General features: G+C 44.8%; 24 protein-coding genes. 10 read left to right on the top strand and 14 right to left on the bottom strand.

Translation table 11 applies throughout. The annotated features are described in order from the left end of the window. Nucleotides 1–121: 121 nt before the first annotated feature. The 4 genes from apt (at nt 122) to recR (ending at nt 3808) form a co-directional block, all read left to right on the top strand. On the top strand, nt 122–667 hold the full coding sequence (gene apt / locus CBX98_RS16410) for an adenine phosphoribosyltransferase (RefSeq protein WP_005380615.1): 546 nt from the start codon (nt 122–124) through the stop codon (nt 665–667). A gap of 8 nt (nt 668–675) precedes the next feature. Then, on the top strand, nt 676–2766 hold the full coding sequence (gene dnaX / locus CBX98_RS16405) for a DNA polymerase III subunit gamma/tau (protein ID WP_109169781.1): 2091 nt from the start codon (nt 676–678) through the stop codon (nt 2764–2766). A gap of 82 nt (nt 2767–2848) precedes the next feature. After that, on the top strand, nt 2849–3178 hold the full coding sequence (locus tag CBX98_RS16400; protein ID WP_005380618.1) for a YbaB/EbfC family nucleoid-associated protein: 330 nt from the start codon (nt 2849–2851) through the stop codon (nt 3176–3178). A gap of 30 nt (nt 3179–3208) precedes the next feature. Then, nucleotides 3209–3808 (top strand): recombination mediator RecR, encoded by a 600-nt coding sequence (gene recR, locus CBX98_RS16395; RefSeq protein ID WP_031780610.1) that lies wholly within the window; start codon nt 3209–3211, stop codon nt 3806–3808. Between the two features lie 51 nt (nt 3809–3859). On the opposite strand, the gene aqpZ is transcribed toward recR, so the two are convergent. After that, nucleotides 3860–4558: an aquaporin Z gene (gene aqpZ, locus CBX98_RS16390; RefSeq protein ID WP_109169780.1), complete on the bottom strand. Its 699-nt coding sequence runs from the start codon at nt 4556–4558 to the stop codon at nt 3860–3862. A 206-nt stretch (nt 4559–4764) separates the two neighbouring features. Further along, nucleotides 4765–6024, bottom strand: coding sequence for an amino acid permease (locus tag CBX98_RS16385; RefSeq protein ID WP_172605980.1), 1260 nt, complete (start codon nt 6022–6024; stop codon nt 4765–4767). 317 nt (nt 6025–6341) lie between these two features. On the opposite strand from CBX98_RS16385, the gene CBX98_RS16380 reads away from it, so the two are divergent. The 3 genes from CBX98_RS16380 to CBX98_RS16370 are packed head-to-tail and all read left to right on the top strand — an operon-like array spanning nt 6342 to nt 8703. Then, nucleotides 6342–6722: a RidA family protein gene (locus tag CBX98_RS16380; protein WP_005397224.1), complete on the top strand. Its 381-nt coding sequence runs from the start codon at nt 6342–6344 to the stop codon at nt 6720–6722. A 15-nt stretch (nt 6723–6737) separates the two neighbouring features. Beyond that, complete coding sequence (locus CBX98_RS16375) at nt 6738–8015, top strand: L-serine ammonia-lyase, iron-sulfur-dependent, subunit alpha (RefSeq protein WP_104969667.1); 1278 nt, start codon at nt 6738–6740, stop codon at nt 8013–8015. Between the two features lie 28 nt (nt 8016–8043). Then, on the top strand, nt 8044–8703 hold the full coding sequence (locus tag CBX98_RS16370) for a PAS domain-containing protein (RefSeq protein ID WP_005397228.1): 660 nt from the start codon (nt 8044–8046) through the stop codon (nt 8701–8703). Between the two features lie 18 nt (nt 8704–8721). On the opposite strand, the gene CBX98_RS16365 is transcribed toward CBX98_RS16370, so the two are convergent. Continuing rightward, nucleotides 8722–8970 carry a YkgJ family cysteine cluster protein gene (locus CBX98_RS16365; RefSeq protein ID WP_025574470.1) on the bottom strand — a complete coding sequence of 83 codons (249 nt, stop codon included), beginning with the start codon at nt 8968–8970 and terminating at the stop codon, nt 8722–8724. A gap of 126 nt (nt 8971–9096) precedes the next feature. Further along, a complete protein-coding gene (locus CBX98_RS16360) occupies nt 9097–9345 on the bottom strand; it encodes a GlsB/YeaQ/YmgE family stress response membrane protein (RefSeq protein WP_005397239.1) in 249 nt (82 codons plus the stop codon). 188 nt (nt 9346–9533) lie between these two features. On the opposite strand from CBX98_RS16360, the gene CBX98_RS16355 reads away from it, so the two are divergent. Continuing rightward, on the top strand, nt 9534–9977 hold the full coding sequence (locus CBX98_RS16355) for a YcgN family cysteine cluster protein (protein ID WP_109169778.1): 444 nt from the start codon (nt 9534–9536) through the stop codon (nt 9975–9977). Between the two features lie 186 nt (nt 9978–10163). Then, entirely contained in the window at nt 10164–11843 is a 1680-nt protein-coding gene (locus CBX98_RS16350) for a mechanosensitive ion channel family protein (RefSeq protein ID WP_031780612.1), read from the top strand. 68 nt (nt 11844–11911) lie between these two features. Here CBX98_RS16350 and CBX98_RS16345 read toward each other — a convergent pair whose 3' ends face one another. The 10 genes from CBX98_RS16345 to gap form a co-directional block, all read right to left on the bottom strand. Continuing rightward, the gene (locus tag CBX98_RS16345; RefSeq protein ID WP_109169777.1) at nt 11912–12196 is read right to left on the bottom strand and encodes a putative quinol monooxygenase; all 285 of its coding nucleotides are present in this window, start codon (nt 12194–12196) and stop codon (nt 11912–11914) included. A gap of 17 nt (nt 12197–12213) precedes the next feature. After that, nucleotides 12214–12609 carry a VOC family protein gene (locus CBX98_RS16340; RefSeq protein ID WP_172605979.1) on the bottom strand — a complete coding sequence of 132 codons (396 nt, stop codon included), beginning with the start codon at nt 12607–12609 and terminating at the stop codon, nt 12214–12216. Between the two features lie 151 nt (nt 12610–12760). Beyond that, a complete protein-coding gene (locus CBX98_RS16335; protein WP_031780613.1) occupies nt 12761–13060 on the bottom strand; it encodes a ribbon-helix-helix domain-containing protein in 300 nt (99 codons plus the stop codon). Nucleotides 13061–13196: 136 nt separating this feature from the next. Continuing rightward, the gene (locus CBX98_RS16330; protein WP_047010121.1) at nt 13197–14774 is read right to left on the bottom strand and encodes an alkaline phosphatase; all 1578 of its coding nucleotides are present in this window, start codon (nt 14772–14774) and stop codon (nt 13197–13199) included. A 397-nt stretch (nt 14775–15171) separates the two neighbouring features. Beyond that, nucleotides 15172–15531 carry a hypothetical protein gene (locus CBX98_RS16320; protein WP_005397250.1) on the bottom strand — a complete coding sequence of 120 codons (360 nt, stop codon included), beginning with the start codon at nt 15529–15531 and terminating at the stop codon, nt 15172–15174. 250 nt (nt 15532–15781) lie between these two features. Further along, nucleotides 15782–16729 (bottom strand): ChaN family lipoprotein, encoded by a 948-nt coding sequence (locus CBX98_RS16315; RefSeq protein WP_109169776.1) that lies wholly within the window; start codon nt 16727–16729, stop codon nt 15782–15784. A gap of 97 nt (nt 16730–16826) precedes the next feature. Continuing rightward, nucleotides 16827–17654, bottom strand: a complete 828-nt coding sequence (gene rlmA, locus CBX98_RS16310) for a 23S rRNA (guanine(745)-N(1))-methyltransferase (RefSeq protein ID WP_046874509.1) — start codon at nt 17652–17654, stop codon at nt 16827–16829. Between the two features lie 96 nt (nt 17655–17750). Next, nucleotides 17751–19787, bottom strand: a complete 2037-nt coding sequence (locus tag CBX98_RS16305) for a methyl-accepting chemotaxis protein (protein ID WP_109169775.1) — start codon at nt 19785–19787, stop codon at nt 17751–17753. A 199-nt stretch (nt 19788–19986) separates the two neighbouring features. Further along, nucleotides 19987–20871, bottom strand: a complete 885-nt coding sequence (locus tag CBX98_RS16300; RefSeq protein WP_109169774.1) for a D-hexose-6-phosphate mutarotase — start codon at nt 20869–20871, stop codon at nt 19987–19989. 158 nt (nt 20872–21029) lie between these two features. Continuing rightward, entirely contained in the window at nt 21030–22025 is a 996-nt protein-coding gene (gene gap, locus CBX98_RS16295) for a type I glyceraldehyde-3-phosphate dehydrogenase (protein ID WP_012841556.1), read from the bottom strand. A 337-nt stretch (nt 22026–22362) separates the two neighbouring features. Here gap and msrB point away from each other — a divergent pair, with 337 nt between their 5' ends. Beyond that, nucleotides 22363–22773 carry a peptide-methionine (R)-S-oxide reductase MsrB gene (gene msrB / locus CBX98_RS16290; RefSeq protein WP_047010128.1) on the top strand — a complete coding sequence of 137 codons (411 nt, stop codon included), beginning with the start codon at nt 22363–22365 and terminating at the stop codon, nt 22771–22773.

The raw sequence follows: 22773 nt of genomic DNA, 5'->3' as shown, positions 1-22773 counted from the left end.
GTATTTTCAGCGCCTGTGACTGTTACGAAAATAAGCACATAGTGGTGAAAACCTATTGTTCGTTGCCCTCGTGATACTGCGATTAGAGAGGGTGATGAGCCAATCTAAGTAAATCGGTATTATGACTACAGAAACAATTTCACTGATCAAATCTAGCATCAAAAGCATACAAGACTACCCAAAGCCAGGCATTCTATTTCGTGATGTGACGAGCCTTCTTGAAGACGCAAAAGCATACCAAGCGACGATCAACCTTCTTGTTGAACGTTACAAAGATATGGGCTTTACCAAGGTTGTGGGTACGGAAGCTCGTGGCTTTTTATTTGGTGCGCCTTTAGCGCTTGAGCTAGGTGTTGGTTTTGTACCAGTGCGTAAACCAGGCAAGCTACCACGTCCTACTGTTGCTCAATCTTATGAGCTTGAATACGGCGTTGATACACTAGAAATCCATACAGATGCCATCGTTGAAGGTGACAAAGTACTGGTTGTCGACGATTTATTGGCAACGGGCGGTACTATTGAAGCGACGACTAAGCTGATTCGCCAACTGGGCGGTGAAGTTGAGCACGCTGCGTTCGTTATCAACCTACCAGAAATCGGTGGTGATAAACGTTTAGAAGCACTAGGTCTAAACGTATACAGCATTTGCGATTTTGAAGGACATTAATACATTCAATGAGTTATTTAGCTTTAGCGCGAAAATGGCGTCCTAATCAGTTTGACCAAGTTGTCGGACAAAAACATGTCCTGACGGCGTTGGAAAACGCACTGGCGCAAAATCGTTTACACCATGCTTATCTGTTCAGCGGGACTCGTGGTGTGGGTAAAACGAGTATCGGTAGGTTGTTTGCCAAAGGCTTGAACTGCGAAACCGGTATTACCGCGACACCTTGTGGTAAGTGCGATACTTGTCGTGAAATTGATGAAGGTCGCTTTGTCGATCTTCTTGAAATTGATGCGGCATCACGTACTAAAGTTGAAGACACTCGCGAACTGTTAGACAACGTTCAATACAAACCTGCTCGTGGACGTTTTAAAGTGTACCTCATCGATGAGGTACACATGCTATCGCGTCACTCTTTCAATGCGTTGTTGAAAACCCTGGAAGAGCCGCCAGAGTATGTGAAGTTCTTACTCGCGACAACCGATCCACAAAAGCTGCCAGTTACTATATTGTCGCGTTGTCTACAGTTCCATCTCAAACCGATCAGCGTTGATGATATTCATCAGCAACTCGACTACATTTTGGGTCAAGAGCAAGTATCGGCAGAACCAAAAGCACTGGGTATGATTTCACATGCTGCAGATGGCAGTATGCGTGATGCTCTCAGCTTGACCGATCAAGCAATTGCTTTAGGTAACGGTGCGGTGCAAACCGATATTGTCAGCCACATGTTGGGGACGATTGATACCGACCAAGCGATTCACTTACTAGAGTCAATCAGCAGCAAGCAACCTCAACAAGCCATGGATAAAATCCAGCAATTAGCGGCAAATGGTGTTGAGTGGGATGGTTTGTTGCAGCAAGTCGCAACACAGCTTCATCGAATTGCGATGTATCAAGCGTTGCCAGCGTCGCTAGACCGAGCGCAGCCAGATGCAGAAAAAATCGAGTTGTTGAGTAAAGCACTAAGTCCGCAAGACGTTCAGCTTTACTACCAAATTGCATTGAAAGGTCGTGAAGATTTGACCCTCTCTCCAAATGGGCGAGTCGGTCTGGAAATGATTGTGCTGCGTATGATGGCGTTCCGCCCATCAAATAACAGTGGGGCAAATGTTGTTTCTAGTAACTGCGAACCAGCTTCAGCCCCAGTTCAAAGTGCCAGTCAGCCAAAGACTGCACCAGCTCCTCGAACTCAGCAGCCGAATCCAGCACAAAGCACACCACAAGTGGCGCCTCAACCTTCATCCAATTCACAACCTGAGTATCACGCGAGTGGATATGAGGCGGTTCCGCCACAGTATGATATGGCGCCGCCGATGAGCGAAAACCCAGCGCCGCAGCATGAAACGCCACCTCAACAAGTGCAAGAGAGCGTTTCAACACCGGCGCGCGGCGGTCTAAGCGGTTTGCGTCACCAATTACGTTCTCAGCGTCAAGGCCTACAACAGAACACTCCTCAAAATGGTGGCTCAAAAAAGCCTAAAGCGGCATCTGCACAACCAGAATCGGTTATCGACCGAGTAGCGCAATTGCATGGCAATTCCGCGCAGGTGTCGCCAAACTCAGCTCCGAAGTCGACGGAGCCACAAGTTGAGGAAGCGTATCGCTGGCGTCCAAGCAAGCCTGTTGAGACAAAAGTGAATACAAAACTGACACCTACGCAGCTCAAGCAGGCACTTGAGCATGAGAAAACGCCTGAAATGGCACAAAAGCTCATCGATGAATCGTTAGAACATAATGAATGGGCGAAGCTAATCAGCTTAATGGAGATCCCTAAGCTGGTAGAGCAACTTGCGCTAAACTCTCATTATAGTAAGGAAGGAACAACCATTTCGTTACTATTGAGAAGCAGCCAAGCTCATTTGAATACTGATAGAGCTCAAGCCGAATTGCTTAAAGCACTTAATACCGTGTTAGGTGAAGAGTGCCACATGAGCATCGAAATAGGGGAGAGTGGAGAAACACCACTTGAACTTAGAGATAGGCTCTATCAAGAGAAATTACAGCAAGCTCTGAATAGTTTAGAAAACGATCCAAATGTTCAATTTATTGAACGTCGTTTTGCTGCAGAGCTTGATAAAGATAGTGTGCGCCCTATCTAATAATCGAATGGAATGGGGTTGAAAACCCAAAGGTATAACCCCATTAATTGATGCAACACCTCATTAAACCAGAGAGATAAACATGTTTGGTAAAGGCGGTATGGGCAACCTAATGAAGCAAGCCCAGCAAATGCAAGATCGCATGCAAAAGCTTCAAGAAGAAATCGCGAATATGGAAGTAACTGGCGAGTCTGGTGCTGGCCTAGTTAAAGTTACTATCACTGGTAGTCACAGCGTACGTCGTGTTGACATCGATGAAAGTTTGATGGAAGACGACAAAGAAATGCTTGAAGATTTGATCGCTGCGGCGTTCAACGATGCGGCTCGTCGTGTTGAAGAAACTCAAAAAGAGAAAATGGCTTCTGTAACTGGCGGTATGCAACTACCACCAGGTATGAAAATGCCATTCTAATCTGCTGATATTTAATTAAGCGGACTTTTAATGCGTACCAGTCATATGCTGGAGCAATTGATGGAGGCCTTACGTTGTCTACCTGGGGTTGGCCCCAAGTCGGCGCAGCGTATGGCCTTTCATTTGTTACAGCGCGATAGAAAAGGCGGTTTGCAACTTGCAGATGCGCTTAGCCAGGCAATGACAGAAATCGGTCATTGTACTGAGTGTCGAACCTTCACCGAAGAAGAAGTCTGTCATATTTGTACTAACCCAAAACGCCAAGAAAATGGTCAAATTTGTGTGGTAGAAAGCCCGGCAGACATTGCTGCAGTCGAAGCAACGGGCCAGTATTCTGGTCGATACTTTGTTCTTATGGGACATTTGTCACCACTAGACGGTATTGGTCCAAGTGATATTGGACTGGATGTGCTTGATTACCGCTTACGTCGCGGTGATATAGCCGAAGTGATTTTAGCAACAAACCCGACGGTTGAAGGCGAAGCCACTGCACATTACATCGCAGAGCTATGTAAAGAACACCAAGTTGATGCCAGCCGCATCGCGCATGGTGTGCCTGTCGGTGGAGAACTTGAGCTTGTCGATGGCACGACGTTGTCACACTCGCTGTTAGGTCGACACAGAATTTAATAAAAAGCCGCTGAATTCAGCGGCTTTTTTGACCTTGTGAGTTGGGAACGATTAATCGTTCGATTCTTTACCAAGAAGGTTTTTGTAGATGACTGCACCAAGTACACCACCCAAAATAGGCGCAATCCAGAACAGCCATAATTGAGAAACTGCCCAGTCACCAACATACATTGCGACTGCTGTACTACGAGCCGGGTTTACTGAGGTATTTGTGACAGGAATGCTGATCAGATGAATAAGAGTCAGACACAAACCAATCGCAATAGGTGCAAAACCTTGAGGTGCACGTTTGTCTGTCGCCCCCATGATTACGATAAGGAACATCATCGTCATTACAACTTCAGAAACTAGCGCAGCAAGCATGGAGTACTGACCCGGCGAGTGTTCACCATAACCATTGGCGGCAAAGCCAGAACCCACAACATCGAATCCAGCTTGTCCTGTCGCGATGACATAAAGAATGCCACCAGCGATCAGCCCGCCGAGCACTTGTGCGATGATGTAAGGCGCAACGTCTTTTGTCTCAAACCGACCGCTAGCCCAAAGACCAACCGTCACTGCCGGGTTCAAGTGACAACCTGAAATATGACCGATTGCAAATGCCATGGTTAAAACGGTTAAACCAAAGGCCAGAGCAACGCCCAGCAGACCAATACCCACGTCTGGGAAACCTGCAGCCAACACTGCGCTACCGCAACCGCCTAATACTAGCCAGAACGTACCAAAAGCCTCTGCTAAATACTTGTTCATGTTATTTCCTAATTTCTACTTAAATGACCCGCTGAACATAGTCGAGAATTGTCAATTAAGTGTGAGGGAGATCGCGTAAAGACTGCAAATAGGACGGTATGTGGCAAGAGTTCTCAAGGATGAGAGAAAAGCAGGGAGAGGAGAGGTTGAATCTTAAGGTTGCCTTGGCCATCACTACCTGAGTAACAGCCAAGGCAAAGTAGGTTTTAGCTAAATGCGACGAAAGGTGATACGCACAACAAAATACCAGTCGCAATAATCAAGTAAAGCGACGCGCCTTTGTATTTGTGTAAAGAAGGCACTTGGTAGACAAGGTAAGCTGGAATCAAACAGCCAATCAAACCAAAGATAGGGCTACATACTGATGTGAAGCTCAGAACTGGTAGATTCAATACAATTGCACCCCACGCCATGAGAATCGCAAAGAGAATGATTCCCTTGGTGACTAAGTCTTTATTGATCTTATCTTCAGGCATGACCTTTTTTAGAGCCAGCATCGCTAGACCTTGGCAAGAATCGCGGAAACCTAAGTACACGCCAAAAAACGCAGTCATGACTGAGAAAATATTCAGCATCAAACTCATTAGTTTTAGCGTCGTGCCGTCCATGCCTTGCGCAACCATCGCAAGAGCAGAGATGTTCTCTTCTGCTGCTTTAACCGCTTGTTCATGTGACATCGCAAGCGTAAAGGAAATCGCGTAGAAGAAGACGGTCACAAACAAGATACCGAAAGCAATTTTCATTGCGCGCATGGCTTTAAAGCGAGCAACCTCAATCGATTTTTCTTTTGATCGGTATGAGATCACCATTGGGCTCAAGCTTTGAATGAAGAGAATAGACGTTAGAGTAAACGGCAGTAGCTCAATTGCATCTTTCAAACCAGCGCCTGTTTCTGGAATTGCACCGACATTCGCTACATCCCATTTTTCGATCATCATGACGCCAAGTAATGCAACGGTACAAAGTTTAATCAGTACAAGACCAGTACTGACCTTAAACAAAATCTTTTCACCACGAGATGCAATAGCGACCAGCGCGCACACTAAAGCCAGACCATATAGCGGGTTTTCAGACAATAAACCTTCCGTGATGCCAAAACTATGTAGGAAAGATGCCGAGTCATTGTTGATAGCTGTTGAGTAAACAAAGACCCAAATCACCAACATAATGAAGTAGAGCACACCTAATAACGCCCCCCATTTGTTACCAAGGTAGCCGGAAATGACGCCAGCGTAATCTTGGCACTTTGGAGAACTTGAGAGAGTGTTGATGAAAAGGCGTTGGAATAAGTACATCGCTGGGTAGCCGATCACGGCAGAGGCCAAGAATACCCAAAGGCCCAATACGCCTACTTTTACTGGTAAAAAGACAATACCGGCACCGATTGCCATGCCGATACTCATGATCACCCATCCCCAGTCTGTGCTATCAAACTTGGTCGCGGCTTTCCACTCGTCTAGGGCCATGCCTGCTTTTACGTGCGGTGGCTCTTTACCGATAGGTAAGGTTTGTGTAGGTGCTGTCACGCTCATTTTATTGTTTCTCTTGTTAGTATGAATTTTTCTCAAATTTAATTGAGAAAATGTATATCACCAATTTTTTTGTGGAAAATTCAGATAAATTTGAGATCTTGGCGAAGAAGTTCAAATAAATTGGAGTTTTTAACGAATTTTGTGATCTGATCTAGTTGTTTGATTCATATTTAATTGAAAAAATAACGCTAATACGGAAGTTGAATTAGAAACTTCTTAATAAAAAATAAAATTTATGTGAGGATTTAAAAATGAAAAAATTGATTTCATCTGAACACGCGCCTGCTGCTATCGGACCTTATTCACATGGCACTAGCTATGGCGATTTGATTTTTACTTCTGGCCAATTACCCGTTGATAAGGCAACAGGAAAAGTCGTTGAAGGCGGCATCAGTGCACAAAGTCATCAATCTCTTACTAACTTGAAGCACGTTTTAGAGGCTGGTGGTGGCAGTATCGATACTGTTTTAAAAACAACGTGTTACCTATCGAATATTAATGACTTTGCCGAGTTTAACAAGGTCTACGCAGAGTTTTTCCAACAAGATTGTCCGGCACGCAGTTGCTTCGCAGTGAAAGATTTGCCTCTTGGCGTGTTAATTGAAGTCGAAGCGATTGCTCATAAAAAGTAATACGGAGAACAGAGCATGAACCAGCAATGGACACAATATATCCAAATCATTAAGCAAGTTGTGAAACCTGCATTAGGATGTACAGAACCCATTGCTGCTGCGTACGCGGCAGCAGTTGCTAGAAAAGAGTTAGGCACATCCGATATTGATGCGATAGAGGTGCGTGTTTCAGACAACCTATTTAAAAACTCGATGGGTGTTTTCGTACCCGGAACGGGCAAGATAGGCCTCAAAATTGCCGCCTCAGTTGGTGCATTAGCCGGTGACCCAACAGCAGAACTGGAAGTGTTGGCTCGGATTAATGAGCAGGATGTCGCTGCTGCGCAACAATTGATAGATGAAGAGCGGGTAACTGTAGCGCGCATGGATACGCAAGAATTCATTTATTGCAGCGTAACGCTCACCTCTGGTGACGATGTTGTTTCGGTCACGATCAGTGGCGGTCACACCAACATTCTCCAAATCATGCGTAATGGCGACGTGATTTTTGATGCTCCACCACAGCAACGCGTTGCAACCGCTTCCGTTTGTGAAGGTGTGGATATTTCGATCAAACAAATCTATGAGTTTGCCACTCAAGCGCCTTTTGAAGAGATCAAATTTATTCTCCAAGCTGCAGAGCTTAATACCTTGCTGGCTCAAGAGGGTATCGACCGAGGTTACGGCCTAGAAATTGGACGCACGCTAAAAGGCAACATCGAGCAAGGCTTATTGGGCAATGACTTAATGAGTCGTATACAGATGATGACATCCGCGGCGTCTGATGCTCGCATGGGAGGGGCGACGTTGCCAGCCATGAGCAATTTCGGCAGTGGGAACCAAGGTATTGCCGCTACAATGCCAGTTGTAGTTGCGGCAGAAGTATTCCAAAACGACGAAGAGCAGCTGGCTCGCGCATTGATCATGAGTCATTTAGGGGCTATTTACATCAAATCTTATTACCCACCGTTATCCGCATTTTGTGGCAACACTGTTACCAGTGCGGCGGCATCTATGGCGCTGGTGTATTTAGCTGGTGGTACATTCGAGCAATCATGCTACGCCATTCAAAACGTCATCAGCGACAGTTCAGGTATGGTGTGCGATGGTGCGAAGTCCTCTTGTGCGATGAAAGTGTGTACTTCATCGACAACGGCGGTGCGCTCATATTTGATGGCGATGGGTAACCACAGTGTTAAGAATCAAGGTATAGTAGGCGAAGAAGTTGAGCAAACGATAAGAAATGTTGGCTCAATGGTTCGTTTCGGTATGCCGTATACTGACAAATCTATTATCGATATTATGTCGGCCTAACCTCCAGTTTTTGCTAAGGGAAGTAACATTGCTACTAAAGAAACTCACCAAGAGTGATCTCGATATTTTGAACTCTATGAAAAACGTCGTGGATGGCATTGCACGTATGTATGGTGAACACACTGAAGTGGTTCTCCACAGCTTAGATGCCGAAGCGCCGGAAATCATCAAAATCGCAAATGGACACGTGACGGAACGCAGTGAAGGTGCCCCAATTACCAACTTAGCGAGAATGAAGTTAAGAGAGGGCAAGGACGTTTCTGATTCGTACTTGACGAAAACGTCGAACGGAAAGACCTTGCACTCCATTACGACAATTGTCAGAAATCCAAAAAACAAACCGATTGGTTTGCTGTGTATCAACGTGGATATGGATGCACCGATGCAGGCATTTTTAAAGGCAATGCTGCCTCAGCAACACACCGAGTGTTGTGTTGGTGGCGCTCGATCACCAGAAACGTTTGCGCGTAATATCGATGAAACCATCATCAGTACGATAGAAACCGTGCAAACAGAAGTGTGGGAAAATGAAGCCATTGCGCCTTCTAAACGTAACCGTGAACTGGTGACGCGACTGCACGGCTTAGGCATTTTTAAATACAAAGATGCTGTTTTAATGGTTGCAAACCATCTCGGCATTTCGCGCGATACCATCTACTTGTATTTGCGAGAGCTTGGTAACGACTAAACGGGGGCTCTGAATAGATTAAGTAAGTTGCTCTAGCTCAGTGATGTTGTCGAGCGCTTCTTGGTTGGTTTTGCCACACACAACCGGACACGGTTTAAAATCGTGACAAACGTTAGGGCGCTCAGGCTTACCAAACAGCTTACACAAATTATCATCGTTGAGTTGTACGCAACGAACACCTGCTGGTTTGCCCTTGGGCATTCCAGGTATCGGTGAAGAGATACTTGGCGCAATACAGCAAGCTCCGCATCCTAGTCGACAATCCATAATGTAAACCTCTTAAAAATTGAGGGGCAATTATGGTCATTTTGACGTGGATTGGAAGAGTCGCCTAAGAAAAAATAAAAAGGAGCACTCAATAGAGTGCTCCTTTTGGCTTCTAAACCGTTGTGATCATCTCAAGAAGCGGTTGTAAACAAACAGCAGAATAAATGCGCCTAGCGTTGCGGTGATTATGCTACCGATATTTACGCCAGTTGCCCCGCCGAAACCCAGAATACCGCCAAGAAAGCCGCCGACAAACGCCCCAGCAATACCGAGTAGCATTGTCGCAATCCAGCCACCCCCATCTTTTCCTGGCATGAGCCATTTTGCGAGTGCACCGGCGATTAAGCCCAAAATAATCCAAGAAATAATACCCATGAAAACTCCTTAATGCCTTCTTGATCAATTGAGTAATGGAAACTCGTTTAAGGATAGAACAGTAAAGCGAAAGTAGTTGAATATCTCTACTGTTATGTGTGAATGATTCGAGATCTTCTCAAAACTTGAACTTTTGCGTCGAGAGGGGTATAAATCGCCCCCTAAATTCCCTTGGTGAGACCTGAAGTATGAGCACTCCATTTTGGCAAAGTAAATCGTTAGAGCAGATGACAGAAGAGGAATGGGAATCTCTCTGTGATGGTTGTGGTAAATGTTGCCTGCATAAGCTAATGGACGAAGATACCGACGAAATCTATTACACCAATGTGGCCTGTAGCTGGTTAAATAGCAAAACGTGTTCTTGTAAGGATTACCCAAATCGTTTTACTTCGGGTGAAGAGTGCACCAAGCTGACGCGCGAAGACATTGACGATTTTACTTGGCTGCCGCATACGTGCGCTTACCGCCTGTTGGCTGAAAAACAGCCTTTACCAGAATGGCATCCGTTGATTACGGGCTCGAAATCTGCGATGCACGCGGCGGGCGAAAGTGTCCGCAATAAAGTGGTATACGAGATTGATGTAGTGGATTGGGAAGACCACATTCTGAATCACCCCAATCGCCCTAGTTAAATGTACACAAGCCTTTCATCTAATAATGAAAGGCTTGTTTGTTATTGGGTTTCTCAACTTTGACGCCCAACTAACGAAATGCTGCTCAGTTTATTATTTAGTGTTGTAAACTTAGGTATATAATTTCAAGGCTTTACACTTCTATTCTTGGTCGTTTTGATCAGAACTGTTCCCTAAGAGGTAAACATGACGTTTCATTTCCCCCAGAAAATACGCCTGACATCTTGGGTGGCATTATTCACGCTTATCCTCGGTATGATGGCCCCGATGGTCATCAATGCGAAAGATATTCAGGATACGCCAGAGCCCTCTGCTGCCGAAACTTCTATTGATAACTTGAATCGAGAAATTGTGGATTTATCCCAAGGTCTCTCGCAAGCGAGTGGTGATGAGCGCGACGCGCTTCAACTGCAGCTGTTCCAAAAAAATGAAGAGTTAAGAAGTCAGTTAGCATCAGCAATTGAACGTGAAACTATCCCTCGCGACAAATTGATCTCCTTGGTTAAAAAGCAGGAAAAATACTCTGAGGACGCCACGAACTATCTGTCGGAAAAAATAAAGAAAGTCGTTGAAGATTTAAATAAAGCCAAGGATGAAGAGAAGCTTGCTCTTGTTAATGATTACCGAGAGTTACAGCATTACCTCGATGTCAGCTTCGATTCAAGTTGGCAAAACCTTGCTTGGCTGAAAGAGTTAGGGGCTCAAAATGAGCGCGCAGAAGCGGAACTAAAGGATAAAGTTGATAAACGCATGCGTTTGCTGTCTGCCTCAATTGAGTACTTGAGTCAGCAAAGTGAGATCATCGGCTCTCAACTTTCGTCAAGCCCTGAATCGGAAAAAGCGTCACTGCAGTTAAGTCAGCTTATTACTAAGCAAAGACTGAATATTGCGACAGAAAGCCTACGCAATTTAATTTCGATTGGCGATAAAGTCGGTTTAGAAACGTCCGAATACAAACGCCAAATTTTCGAAGTGACAGGGAATATCACCCACGACTTGCTGAATACCAAAGTAGTGTGGTCAATACTGAGCCATTGGTCCAACTCTGCACTAGACTGGTTTGCCGAAAATGCGCCGCAGCACATTTTCCAGTTGTTTGTATTTGCGTTGATTTTATTGATCGCTCGTGGGCTCGCGAAGTTAACGCGCAAAGTGGTCAGCAAGGCGGTTTCATCGAAAAACTTAAAACTCTCACACTTGATGCAGGATTTCTTTATCTCAATGTCCGGCAAGTTCGTGTGGGTGATTGGTATCATGGTGGGCCTATCTCAGCTCGGATTGAACCTAGCACCGATCCTAACCGGTTTTGGTATTGCCGGTGTGATTATCGGCTTCGCCTTACAAGACACCTTGTCCAATTTCGCGGCGGGTATGATGTTGCTTATTTATCGCCCATTTGATGTTGGTGACTTTGTGTATGCTGGTGGTGTGGATGGTAAGGTAAGCCATATGAGTTTGGTGAACACCACAATCCGTACGTTTGATAACCAAATTATTATTGTACCTAACAGTAAAATTTGGGGAGATGTCATTAAGAACGTCACACACGAGCGCATTCGCCGTGTGGATATGGTGTTTGGCATTGGCTATGCGGATGACTTGCTGAAAGCCGAGTCAGTGCTGTCTGATATCATTACTTCTCACCCTGCAGTACTTCGTACGCCCGAGCCGATGATCAAAGTGCATACGTTAAACACATCATCTGTAGACTTTATTGTTCGTCCTTGGGTAAAAACTGATGATTATTGGGACGTGTATTGGGATGTGACAAAAGAAGTGAAACTGCGCTTTGACCGAGAAGGCATTTCGATTCCTTTCCCACAACAAGATGTGCATTTGCACATGGTAGAGAAACAAGACGCGTAATCACAGCCACAACAGTACGAAAAGGCACTCTAGAAAGAGTGCCTTTTTATTTGCATTAAGCGGTGTTTTTACAGTTCGTTAAAGAACACCAATTTCGGTTCGCATTCTAACAAGTTGTCGATTTGGCTAATCAAAAGAGAAAAGTGTTCTGTTTCACCATGAAGAGCGAACGCTTGTTGGTCTTTAAATTGCTCTTGAAAAACGAAGTGGCACGCATTGTCTTTATCTTGGAATAACTGATAACGAACACAACCTTCCTCATTGCGAGTGGGTTCAAGTGCTCGGGTGAGCACTGCTTTCAGTTCTTGTTCTTTTCCCGGTTGTGCGTGAAAGGTAGCAGTCAAGTGAATCATGATGTTTACTCTTTTTGTTATAGGTAACGCCCTTGGCGTTGTAGGAACTCAATTTTGTAACCATCAGGATCAGTCACAAAAAAGAACGTTGCCAAATGCTTTTGTTGGTGATCAAAAGCTTTGATGTCACCCGCTTCAATACCGAGAGATTTAATGCGTTTGTGAGTTTGTTCGATGTCCTCTACGCTGACAGCAAGGTGACCGTAGCCTGAGCCGTGAGTGTAAGGGTCAGTTTGATCGTGATTGTGTGTTAGCTCTAATTCAAAGCCAGTTTCTTCGTTGGCTAGATAGGTCAGAGAAAAACCATCAAAGATGTATTGGTCTTTGATTTCTAGCTCTAGTACGTCGCGGTAAAATTGTAGAGAACGGTCCAGATCGCTGACTCGGATCATGGTGTGAATCATTTTTGTCATGGGTACTCCTTGATAGTCCGCATAGGTTAGCGAGTTCAAAAGGAGTCTGGGTAGTACTCTAGTACGACAAATTAGAACATGCTCAATGGCTTACAACTCTGTTGCATAGCCTATGAGGGTTATTGGTAGGTTGGTCAGCGGTTGGTTGTTATTAAGTGTTTAGTTGTGTCAGTGCTTGACGAATCGTCTCTTTAGGCTGGCGAGCGTAAGTGAGACAGGCGCAGCGGAGTAGGGAGGCAAAGTTGTTTACTTCACCATTGTATTCGAGCGCTTCTTGATAGACCGTACTAATAAACTTAGGAACAGTCATGTTTTGAGCGTTAGCAATTTCCTCAAGAATCGTCCAAAAGCTCGCTTCAAGTTTTACACTTGTTGCGTGACCATCAATACGGATAGAGCGGGTGATGAACTGATAGTTGTCTTGGGGTTGCTTAGCAAATATTTCGCACATTTTCTTCATTCATATAATCAAAGACCTATAATTATTGAGGTTTATTGTTTAAAACGTCAACTATTTTCATGCATAAAAAAACGCTCCCTTACGAGAGCGTTTGAACATCACGAGTCGTGAAGTAAGTGCAAGCCGATTATTTGATTTGTTGCTTTAAGTACTCACCTAACTGAGAGTGGTGCATGATTTTTGATACCGGAAGGATAGTTTCTGCCGGTCCCCAAGCAAATACGTTGACTGGGGTATGCGTATGAGTACCCGTTCCCCATACTGTGTTTTGCTTTGTTGCATGCTCACGAGCTAGCAAGTTGCCACGGTCGTTGTAAGGAAAGAACGCATCAAAGTCATTGATTGTAGGAACGTTCTCTTCGCTTAAGTATTTGTGTCCAGCGAGTCGGTATGGATTTGGTTTACTTGCTAATACGCGTTCTGCTTGCTCAGGCGTAATCGAAAAAGCGCTATTTGCATTCACAATTTCTGCAAACTTCTCTGGTGTTTGAGCTTTCTTATCAAGCGCTTGGAATTCGCTGATCATACCGTAGTAGCTTTTCTTCTGGTTGTATAAACCATCGAGGATTTCGAACTGACCAAAGTTGAAGTTTGGCGCGTAATCTTGATTTTTGAATGCTTCGCCGTCGCGTTTTTGCGGTTTAGGCAAGTTTGCTGATGAGTAACTAAAGCCGAAAGAACCGGTCTCGTGGTCAGCGGTAACAATGATCAGTGTGTCATCACGGCCTTTTGCCCACTCATAAACCGAGTCTACCGCTTCGTCGAACTTGATCATTTCATGCAGCATCGTACCCGCATCGTTACTGTGGCCAGCCCAGTCAATTTGACCGCCTTCAACCATTAAGAAAAAGCCGTCTTTGTCTTTTGAAAGGATGTCGATTGCTTTGGTGGTCATTTCTTTCAGTGATGGCTGCGTACGTTTTGGATCGTTTTTGCTTTGACTGTAGGCAATACCATCGTTCATGCCCGAGTAAGCAAAAAGTCCAAGTAATTTGTCACCTTTAGCTTGTGTGAGCATATCGCGGCTGAAAGCCAGGTTGTAACCTTGGTCTTGCGCCTCAGTAAGCAAGTTGCGCTCATCTTTACGTTTCGACTTTAGGTAGACATTACCTTCAGTGAGCTTTTCAAGTTGCTCGTATGTCTCTCCCTTGTCGTTTGTCGACTTTGGAATCCAATGACGAAGTCCGCCAGACATCATCACGTCAACGCCAGTTTCTAGCATGTCCGCCGCAATACTGTTTTCTAGAGAACGGTGTGGTTGATGAGCGGCAAATGCGGCTGGCGTTGCATGAGTCATACGTGTATCAGAGACGAGACCCGTAGCCTTACCTTTGCTTTTGGCTTTTTCCAAAATGGTTTCAACGTGGTTGCCTTGGCTATCAATGCCAATGACTTCAGAAGCGGTAGGTATTCCTGTTGCTAGCATCGTTGCGGAGCACGCAGAGTCGACGACAATCGCGTCTTCTGGATTGGTCAGTGATGATCCAATCACACCTTCTTGAGCGAGTTTATACAAAGCGGTAGTTTCGCCTTTGTAAATCGAGTTAGGTGCGTGTTTGGCGTAAGTCTCTAGTAGACCAACTTGTTGAGGCCCCATGCCATCGCCGATCATCAGAATAACGTTTTTGATTTCGGCTGAGAGTGCATTAAAAGAGAGGGTTGATGCTGCCACAGCGGTAACGATTGGAGATACTAAGCGCTTCATTATATTTTCCTTGTTTATTGAAAGCGCTGGCATTAAAACAATGATTTATGACGATTTTGTGTCGGTAATAAAAGTTTAACTAAATTGTCGTCTTTGCTTGGGTTTGTAGAAAAAGTGAATCAGCCTCTAACGTTTGTGAATTTAGAAAGAAGAAAGCCCACAAACGTGGGCTTGGATTACGCTTAGGAGTTGAAAGCATGGACTAAAGTTATCCATCCAGTGCCTTCACAAGAAACCTAGTTTAGGGAGCAATAAACGAGTATGCGTTCTAAGGTCATAAGAGCGGTCGAATTGAGGAGTATATAACCTACGTTTACGACATATCGTTCTTTGACGTATCAAATTATGGGCTGCAGTTAGTGATTTATTCAAATAGGATTTATTGTCGTAACGATTATTAGACCAACGCTAATATGATGCCACCGACAGTGAGGGCCGCAGAAAGGTATTGACCCGCAGAGTATGAGCCGTCTTCTTCTTCCTCGATTTTGTCAGGGTGATCCATGCCAAGTGCGCCATGTGTAAAGGACTCCACTTTTTCACCAACAGATTTATCTTCTGCTTCTACTCTCTTACTGTCGTGTTCGATTTGCTGCAGAGCGGCGAGGAGCGCTTTGCCCTCCGTGGACAGTGTCACCTTATTGTGTTCGACTTTTAGCGGCGAAGCGTTGCCTTCCTCTTGTGCAATACTTGTTTGCTTAGAGGCGACAGATTGTTTGGCATAGTTATTAACAGAAGTGCTTCCTACTGGATTCATCGAATACTCCTTGGAACATCGACACTCGGTCACTGAGTGCGGTAAAAAGCAGTTATATTACTATCGGCGGCAAAGTCTATTTCTGAAGCTATTTGGATAAAAACAGGTCTGCTTTTGCCGCTTCTGGTTTCTATTCGTGATCATTAGCAAAAAATAGACCAGCAGTAAGCAGACCGTTGTCACTCTATGAACTCGGAGCAGTGTGATGATGCAACGCAACGACAAGGTAGTAACTTAAATTGGAGACCAGCTACTTACATTGAAGATCGCTATTGCGCTTAGTGAGGTGTTGATATGCCGCCATGCGGTGAGCATCTTGTACATACCGTACTGGTGGTGCAAGAACCTCTAACTGATAATCAGTATGATCAGCAAGCATATTATCTGTTGGGCTAATTACAACCACTTTTAAGCTCGGGTTGCGGCTTAAGATTGATGCTGCCGTACCCAACCCTTGCTCGGTGTGAAACTTGCCCGCAACATGGACAACCTGAGCGCCTGGGTTGTCGTCTAGGTAGCTAACGATAGATTCCGCCATAGTTTCATCCCAAGTAACTTGAGCTGCAAACTGTTTTTCCGTCTGCTCTGGCTTACCGTGATGCATGGATGCCATGAACTTTTCTTTGTACGGACTACTACCAGTGTTGATGGCTTGTGCAATGAACATCCGCTGATCATCATCGAGCTTGTTAATGTAGTCTATCCCCTGACGACCAATACATCGGACAATGCCCTTTGGTGCATTCGCTGCAATCACCGGGAGATTTTTCTGCTTAGCAAACTCAACGAGAGGGCGATAGTCGCTCTCATAATTGGGCCAAGCATTGGCTTGTTTCATCAAGTACTGTTCACCGATTTCCCCACGCAGGTAAGCGTCAACAACAGGTTGTTTGTCGCGGGTAAATTGTTCCATTGATAACGCGAGTGGGCGGCCATAAGATGAAAGTTGTTTGAGCATATCGGTTTGAAAGCGATGAACGCCAGCATGTGTGTGCCATTCACCAATAAGAATGACATCTGCTTGTTGCAGCTCTTTTGGTAGTTCGCTTAGAGCGATGTGCTCGCCAGAAGGGGTGTAAAGTTGGTAGTCGTAAAAAGTAGTGACTTCCGCAGAGGTAGGGTGAGAGTTGGTTGATGGAACAGAAGAACAACCAGTAAGTAAGCCAGCAAAGAGCAAGCTTAAAATAGAAAAGCGCATTGAAAAGCCTCCAAAAATGTCCGGATGATATTAATGGAGGCTGAACAATGAATCAATATAAATGATAACTATTTGCGTTTGTTGTCTGCCACTATTATTACTGAGTGGACTTTTTGCGATATACGCGCAGCATAAAATCAGCCTCACACTGATAGAGTGTAGCGGACTTCAACTCTTCACGAAGTGCATCGGTTGCTTTCCATGCGAATGGCGTCATTTGCAATAAATCGAATGCGGCCCCGTCCTTCAAATTCATAACATAGTTAAGATGTTGTTGATGCTCTAATTCATATCCTTCAATATGTTCTGGCTCTTCACTGTGAAGACGAACATCTTGATAAATGCGTTCACGTAGTTGGTATAAGTGACGGCTTGCAGGTGTCACCGTGATGACCACACCGTTCTCTTTTACAACGCGCTGAAGCTCTTCTGCCTTGCAAGGGGCATAAATGCGCAAAATAGCATCTAAGGATTCATTCGCGAAAGGAAGCCGATGGCTAGAAGCGACGCTAAAGTGACTCTGTGTGTAGCGCTTCGCCGCATAACGAATCGCAACTTTTGAAATGTCCAATCCATATATCGTCGCATCGTCCGTTTGCGTTTGTATCGTTTTCTGCACTTGATCCGTGTAGTAACCCTCGCCGCAACCAATATCTAATAACTGATGACCGGTTCCCTCAGTGTATTTCGCGCACAGCTGCGCAACCTCTTGGCGCATTGGGTTGTAGTAATTCCCTTCAAGGAATCGACGACGAGCTTGCATCATCTCTTTATTGTCACCAGGATCTTTAGAACGTTTGTGGTGCGCTGGCATCAAGTTAACGTAGCCTTCTTTTGCTAAGTCAAACTGATGATTGTTTTCGCACTTAAACGTTTTTTCATTTAACGCTAGAGCTTGGTGGCATAGAGGGCATTGATAGTTCATGACGATCTCGAACAGAAAGTAGGGCGGCAAATTCTATCAAAAAGCGTGGTCTCAAGTGAAACAAAAAGAGCCGATGGAATCGGCTCTTATTCAGTATTAGTGGAAGAAGTCGACTTGCTCTTTCAAGTTCCGAGCTTGTTGTTGCAGTTCAATGGCACTTTGCGAGGTTTTCGCGCTGGTGTCGCGGCTTTCTCGGTTTAGTTCACTGATAGAATGGGCATTTGCAGCAATTTCTTGGGATACTTGCGCTTGCTCTTCTGAGGTCGCAGCAATGGCGTCGGCTTGAGACGCTATCGACTGGACTTGTACTGCGATGGCTTCTAATGCTGTACCCGCGTCTTGTGCTTTGTCTAAGACCTGATTGGCACTGCGTTGGCTGTCGGTCATCATATTAACTGCATTATGAGTAGAGCCTTTTAGCTTCTCAATAATTTCAACAACATCCTGAACTGAGCTTTGTGTACGGTGCGCAAGTGTACGCACTTCATCTGCTACAACTGCGAAGCCACGACCTTGCTCACCTGCTCGTGCGGCTTCAATGGCTGCATTCAACGCAAGTAGGTTGGTTTGCTCTGCAATCTCATCAATCATCTTCGTGACGGTTTGAATACTCTCACTATCGCGATTGACTTGCTCGATAGCCGCTGCTGATTGATCCAATTGATCGTTAAGTTGAGCAACGTCGATACATACGCCTTCAACAATCGCGAGACCAGACTGGCTATCGGTATTTGCTGAGCGTACGTTTTCCGCAATGCTTTCGACTTGTTGTGCGACAGATTGAGCGGAAGAGGCCATTTCTTCAATCGCTGTCACAACTTGCTCGACTTCTTCTTGTTGGCGGTCAGCTTGGGTCAAATTGCTATGGGCATCGTTGGCAACGCTGGTGGAGTTGCTCTCCACTAAGTCGCTTGTTGAACGGATCTTGCCAACAAGTTCATTGAGCTGACCTGCCATACTGGCAACACCCGAACTCAAGTTCGTAATTTCATTTTTTGATGCTTTACGAGACGCTGGGATGCTCAAGCTGACTTCGCCGCCAGCTAAGCGAGTCATGTATGAGTTTAGAGTCGTGAGAGGCTGTAGGCTACGGTTCAAGAAAAGCGTCAATACAACAAAAGTAATGATCGCCGCAACCGAAGAAATGATGGCGATAAGTTTGAGTAGTGTATCACTGCCTTTGGTCACTTCTTTGATGAACGTACCACCCAGTAGTTTCCAGTTCCAGCCTGGTACTTCGGTAAACACTAAGTACTTTTCGCCGACTGTTGAGCCGAATTGGTAAGGGTAGAGAATTAATCCGCTCTTTTGTTCAAAAATTTTATGGAAAGGCTTATTACCCTCGTAGTCACGAACTTCTGTGATTGAAGGGTCGGTTGCACTTTTGGTCGGATGGAGTAGGTACTTACCAAGATTGTTGTCGTCGTTGTCGACAATGATGGTATAGCCAGTATCGCCCCATTTAATCTCTTCTAGCGCATCGAATAGCGTTTGTGTTGCTTGATCTACGGGTAAACCAATAAACGATAACCCTGCAACTTTTCCTGTTGCATCTTTAATTGGAGAGTAATAGGTAATGTAGCGTTCGCCGTACAACTTTATTTGAGCGTAATATGGCTGACCAGCTTTTAGTTGCTGATAACCTGGGTGGTCGAGACCTAGTGTGGTTCCCACTGCTCGTTGACCTTGAGGATCTTTTAGTGAGGTAGATACACGGATAAAGTCATCTCCCAAAGGCGCGAATAAAGTCGCGATAGCACCGGTATCACGTGTGAAGCTATCGACCAGCTTTGTGTCGTTAATTAAGCTTTCACTGTATTGAGTGATGTTTGGTATTTCGTGACCCATGAAATCAACGGTATAGTTTTCGACATAAACACCGGCAAGGTAGCCATTACGAAAAGTGGACTCGAGCACTTTAGCGGTATGCAGATAAGCATCGAATTGGCCAGCAATGGTTTTAGCCATCGACTCTACTTTAGATTGGTGCTCTTTAAGGGTGCTTTTCAATAGAACATCGGAAGCGTTACGGTAAACAAGCGCAGCAATACTGCTGAAAGCAATGAATAGACACAAAGTGATAACCAGCTTTAACTGGAATCCGACACTTTGATTTCGGTATCTCTCTAACATAGATCAGTTCCTGATATTTTTATTATTTATGAGTTTTGTATCGGCATGCTATCGGTTTATATGATCGAATTTTTTGATATTTATTAATGAAATAGTCAAAAGTGACTGATAACCAATAAGTTAGTTGAGAGAGGACCATCTAAGTGGGGCTTTTATTACAAAAAAGGCCGGGTATCCCCGACCTTTGAGCTGGTTACAACTACTGCACTGAAATTACAGTGACAAGTTCATGAGTCTCACCTGGCTGGAGCGTTTTACCTTGCTCGATACTTGGAGCGTGAACAGTAGACTCAACACACAGCATGGTTTGGTAACCATCGTCAGCCATATCTGCCATACCTTGTGCACCTTCTGCCCAAGGGTTCCAAAGTACCGTGGAGTTATGACCATGGTTTTCCACGCTTAATGTACGATTCAGTTCCGGATCTTTTACCAAAATTTTCGCTTCTGGTTGCGTGTAAACGCGATCAATGGTGTCAGTGAGTTGCAGAACATCACCACCTTGGCATACCGCATCAGCCTTCAAGCTATCAATGTACTCGGCACCCATGCCTGTCGTTTGTGCTTGCTTAATGTCTCCAACGTTTAGGTAAGTATGTAACGCGCCAGAGAAGGTCCAAGCTTCGTCATCGATGTTCATGACTTTGAGTGTCACTTTTAGCTCATCGCCAACTTCAACCACCAAACGAGCGTCAAACATATGTGGCCAAATATCGTGGATTTCTTCTGTCGGGAACAGAGCAAGTTCAACAATCACGCCGTTATCGTTCTCGCGATGTTCAACCAGCTCCCATTCAGCAGTACGTGCGAAACCATGAGCCGGTGCTGCAATACGGCCAAACCATGGCCAGCAAACGGGAATGCCGCCTCGCAGAGCTTTTTTCCCGTCGAAAATTGCCTTCTCGCTCATCCAAATCAAATCTTCATGACCAGCAGGAGTGAACGAAACAACGTGACCACCATGTAAGGAGATGCCTGCTGTCGCTTTCTCATGAATAACACGTACTACTTTGACCTGATCAATTTCAACGACAGTAACGTTATCAGATAACACGGTTAGAGCTGGGAGAGTTTTTAAATCCATGTGCTGTTTCCTATCATTGGGGAAAGTAGGGTTTCGACATCCGTCGCAAATACAATGCAACAGCGCCGAGGTATTCTCTCAAATTCCAGATACAAAAAAGGCGACTCTAGAGCCGCCTTTTCTTTAACGAAGTTATTCGCTAATTGCTAACTATCTAATTACTTAGAGATGTGAGCGATTAGGTCTAGAACTTTGTTTGAGTAACCGATTTCGTTGTCGTACCAAGATACAACTTTAACGAAGTTATCAGTTAGAGCGATACCAGCTTTAGCATCGAATACAGAAGTTTGAACTTCACCGATGAAGTCTTGAGATACTACTGCATCTTCAGTGTAACCTAGAACACCTTTTAGCTCGCCTTCAGAAGCTTCTTTCATTGCTGCACAGATAGCTTCGTAAGATGCGCCTTCTTTTAGGTTAACTGTTAGGTCAACTACAGAAACGTTAGCTGTTGGTACGCGGAAAGCCATACCAGTTAGTTTGCCGTTTAGTTCTGGAAGAACAACGCCTACAGCTTTAGCAGCACCAGTTGAAGATGGGATGATGTTTTGAGAAGCACCACGACCACCGCGCCAGTCTTTAGCAGAAGGACCGTCTACAGTTTTTTGAGTTGCTGTAGTAGCGTGAACTGTAGTCATAAGACCAGATTCGATACCGAACTTGTCGTTAAGAACTTTAGCGATAGGCGCTAGACAGTTAGTAGTACAAGAAGCGTTAGAAACGATGTCTTGACCAGCGTAAGTAGCGTGGTTAACGCCCATTACGAACATTGGAGTAGCGTCTTTTGAAGGACCAGTTAGAACAACTTTCTTCGCGCCAGCTTCGATGTGCTTACGTGCAGTCTCGTCAGTTAGGAAAAGACCAGTTGCTTCTGCAACAACGTCAACACCGATTTCGTCCCATTTAAGGTCCGCTGGGTTGCGCTCTGCAGTAACACGTACAGTTTTACCGTTAACGATTAGGTTACCGCCTTCAACTTCAACAGTACCGTTGAAACGGCCGTGAGTTGAGTCGTACTTAAGCATGTATGCCATGTAATCTACGTCGATAAGGTCGTTGATACCTACAACTTCGATGTCAGCACGCTCTTGCGCTGCACGGAATACGAAACGACCGATACGGCCAAAACCGTTAATACCTACTTTGATAGTCATTATAGTTGCTCCACAACTTAATTTCTGATTAAAGATAACTGGTAGTAAAATTACAGAATCCAGTAAACATCTGCAAGTGATAATCGGACTTAACTTGTTTAAAGTCAAAAAAAAGCGACGCTTTTTTTAACAATTCTTCGCAAATGTTCGTTTTTTAAACTTTTAACTGATTCTTCTGTAGTCCAGTTGGCGTAATATAACTGGTGAGATAAGTGCTCTTATCAAATTAATTACGCATGGTGTCCTGGTGAGAAAGTATGTGCTACAACTGTTAAGAGAAGCAAGTTTTTTGCTAAAAAAGTCAATACCAAAAACAGTAGAGAAGGAGCAGAAAGTCGTGGAACAAAACGGGAAAAAAGTGGCGAAGTCAGATGAGCAGTGGCGTGAGCAACTTTCTGAAGAAGAGTTTCGTGTCTGCCGAGAGCAAGGTACAGAACCGCCTTTCAGCGGTAAACTACTGCATAATAAAGAGACGGGTGTTTATGCTTGTACCTGTTGCAATGCCCCTCTCTTTGTCTCTGATAACAAGTATGACTCTGGCTGTGGTTGGCCAAGTTTTGATGCGCCCATCAATGATCAAGCGGTGCGCTATTTAGAAGATCTGAGTCACGGAATGGTACGTACAGAGATTCGTTGTGCCGCATGTGATAGCCATCTAGGGCACGTTTTTGAAGATGGCCCACAGACCACGGGTGAGCGTTTTTGTGTTAATTCAGTGTCGTTAATTTTCAACAAATCAGAACAATAA

The sequence above is a fragment of the Vibrio sp. T9 genome (genome assembly GCF_003123985.1).
GTDB lineage: Bacteria > Pseudomonadota > Gammaproteobacteria > Enterobacterales > Vibrionaceae > Vibrio > Vibrio diabolicus.
The sequence above is the reverse complement of the archived record's forward strand: the minus strand, read 5'-3'. Positions and strand labels throughout refer to the sequence as shown.

Coding starts and splice junctions, on each gene's coding strand:
- apt (WP_005380615.1), top strand. CDS start 122: ATGACTACAGAAACAATTTCACTGATCAAATCTAGCATCAAAAGCATA.
- dnaX (WP_109169781.1), top strand. CDS start 676: ATGAGTTATTTAGCTTTAGCGCGAAAATGGCGTCCTAATCAGTTTGAC.
- CBX98_RS16400 (WP_005380618.1), top strand. CDS start 2,849: ATGTTTGGTAAAGGCGGTATGGGCAACCTAATGAAGCAAGCCCAGCAA.
- recR (WP_031780610.1), top strand. CDS start 3,209: ATGCGTACCAGTCATATGCTGGAGCAATTGATGGAGGCCTTACGTTGT.
- aqpZ (WP_109169780.1), bottom strand. CDS start 4,558: ATGAACAAGTATTTAGCAGAGGCTTTTGGTACGTTCTGGCTAGTATTA.
- CBX98_RS16385 (WP_172605980.1), bottom strand. CDS start 6,024: ATGGCCCTAGACGAGTGGAAAGCCGCGACCAAGTTTGATAGCACAGAC.
- CBX98_RS16380 (WP_005397224.1), top strand. CDS start 6,342: ATGAAAAAATTGATTTCATCTGAACACGCGCCTGCTGCTATCGGACCT.
- CBX98_RS16375 (WP_104969667.1), top strand. CDS start 6,738: ATGAACCAGCAATGGACACAATATATCCAAATCATTAAGCAAGTTGTG.
- CBX98_RS16365 (WP_025574470.1), bottom strand. CDS start 8,970: ATGGATTGTCGACTAGGATGCGGAGCTTGCTGTATTGCGCCAAGTATC.
- CBX98_RS16360 (WP_005397239.1), bottom strand. CDS start 9,345: ATGGGTATTATTTCTTGGATTATTTTGGGCTTAATCGCCGGTGCACTC.
- CBX98_RS16355 (WP_109169778.1), top strand. CDS start 9,534: ATGAGCACTCCATTTTGGCAAAGTAAATCGTTAGAGCAGATGACAGAA.
- CBX98_RS16350 (WP_031780612.1), top strand. CDS start 10,164: ATGACGTTTCATTTCCCCCAGAAAATACGCCTGACATCTTGGGTGGCA.
- CBX98_RS16345 (WP_109169777.1), bottom strand. CDS start 12,196: ATGATTCACTTGACTGCTACCTTTCACGCACAACCGGGAAAAGAACAA.
- CBX98_RS16340 (WP_172605979.1), bottom strand. CDS start 12,609: ATGACAAAAATGATTCACACCATGATCCGAGTCAGCGATCTGGACCGT.
- CBX98_RS16335 (WP_031780613.1), bottom strand. CDS start 13,060: ATGTGCGAAATATTTGCTAAGCAACCCCAAGACAACTATCAGTTCATC.
- CBX98_RS16330 (WP_047010121.1), bottom strand. CDS start 14,774: ATGAAGCGCTTAGTATCTCCAATCGTTACCGCTGTGGCAGCATCAACC.
- CBX98_RS16320 (WP_005397250.1), bottom strand. CDS start 15,531: ATGAATCCAGTAGGAAGCACTTCTGTTAATAACTATGCCAAACAATCT.
- CBX98_RS16315 (WP_109169776.1), bottom strand. CDS start 16,729: ATGCGCTTTTCTATTTTAAGCTTGCTCTTTGCTGGCTTACTTACTGGT.
- rlmA (WP_046874509.1), bottom strand. CDS start 17,654: ATGAACTATCAATGCCCTCTATGCCACCAAGCTCTAGCGTTAAATGAA.
- CBX98_RS16305 (WP_109169775.1), bottom strand. CDS start 19,787: ATGTTAGAGAGATACCGAAATCAAAGTGTCGGATTCCAGTTAAAGCTG.
- CBX98_RS16300 (WP_109169774.1), bottom strand. CDS start 20,871: ATGGATTTAAAAACTCTCCCAGCTCTAACCGTGTTATCTGATAACGTT.
- gap (WP_012841556.1), bottom strand. CDS start 22,025: ATGACTATCAAAGTAGGTATTAACGGTTTTGGCCGTATCGGTCGTTTC.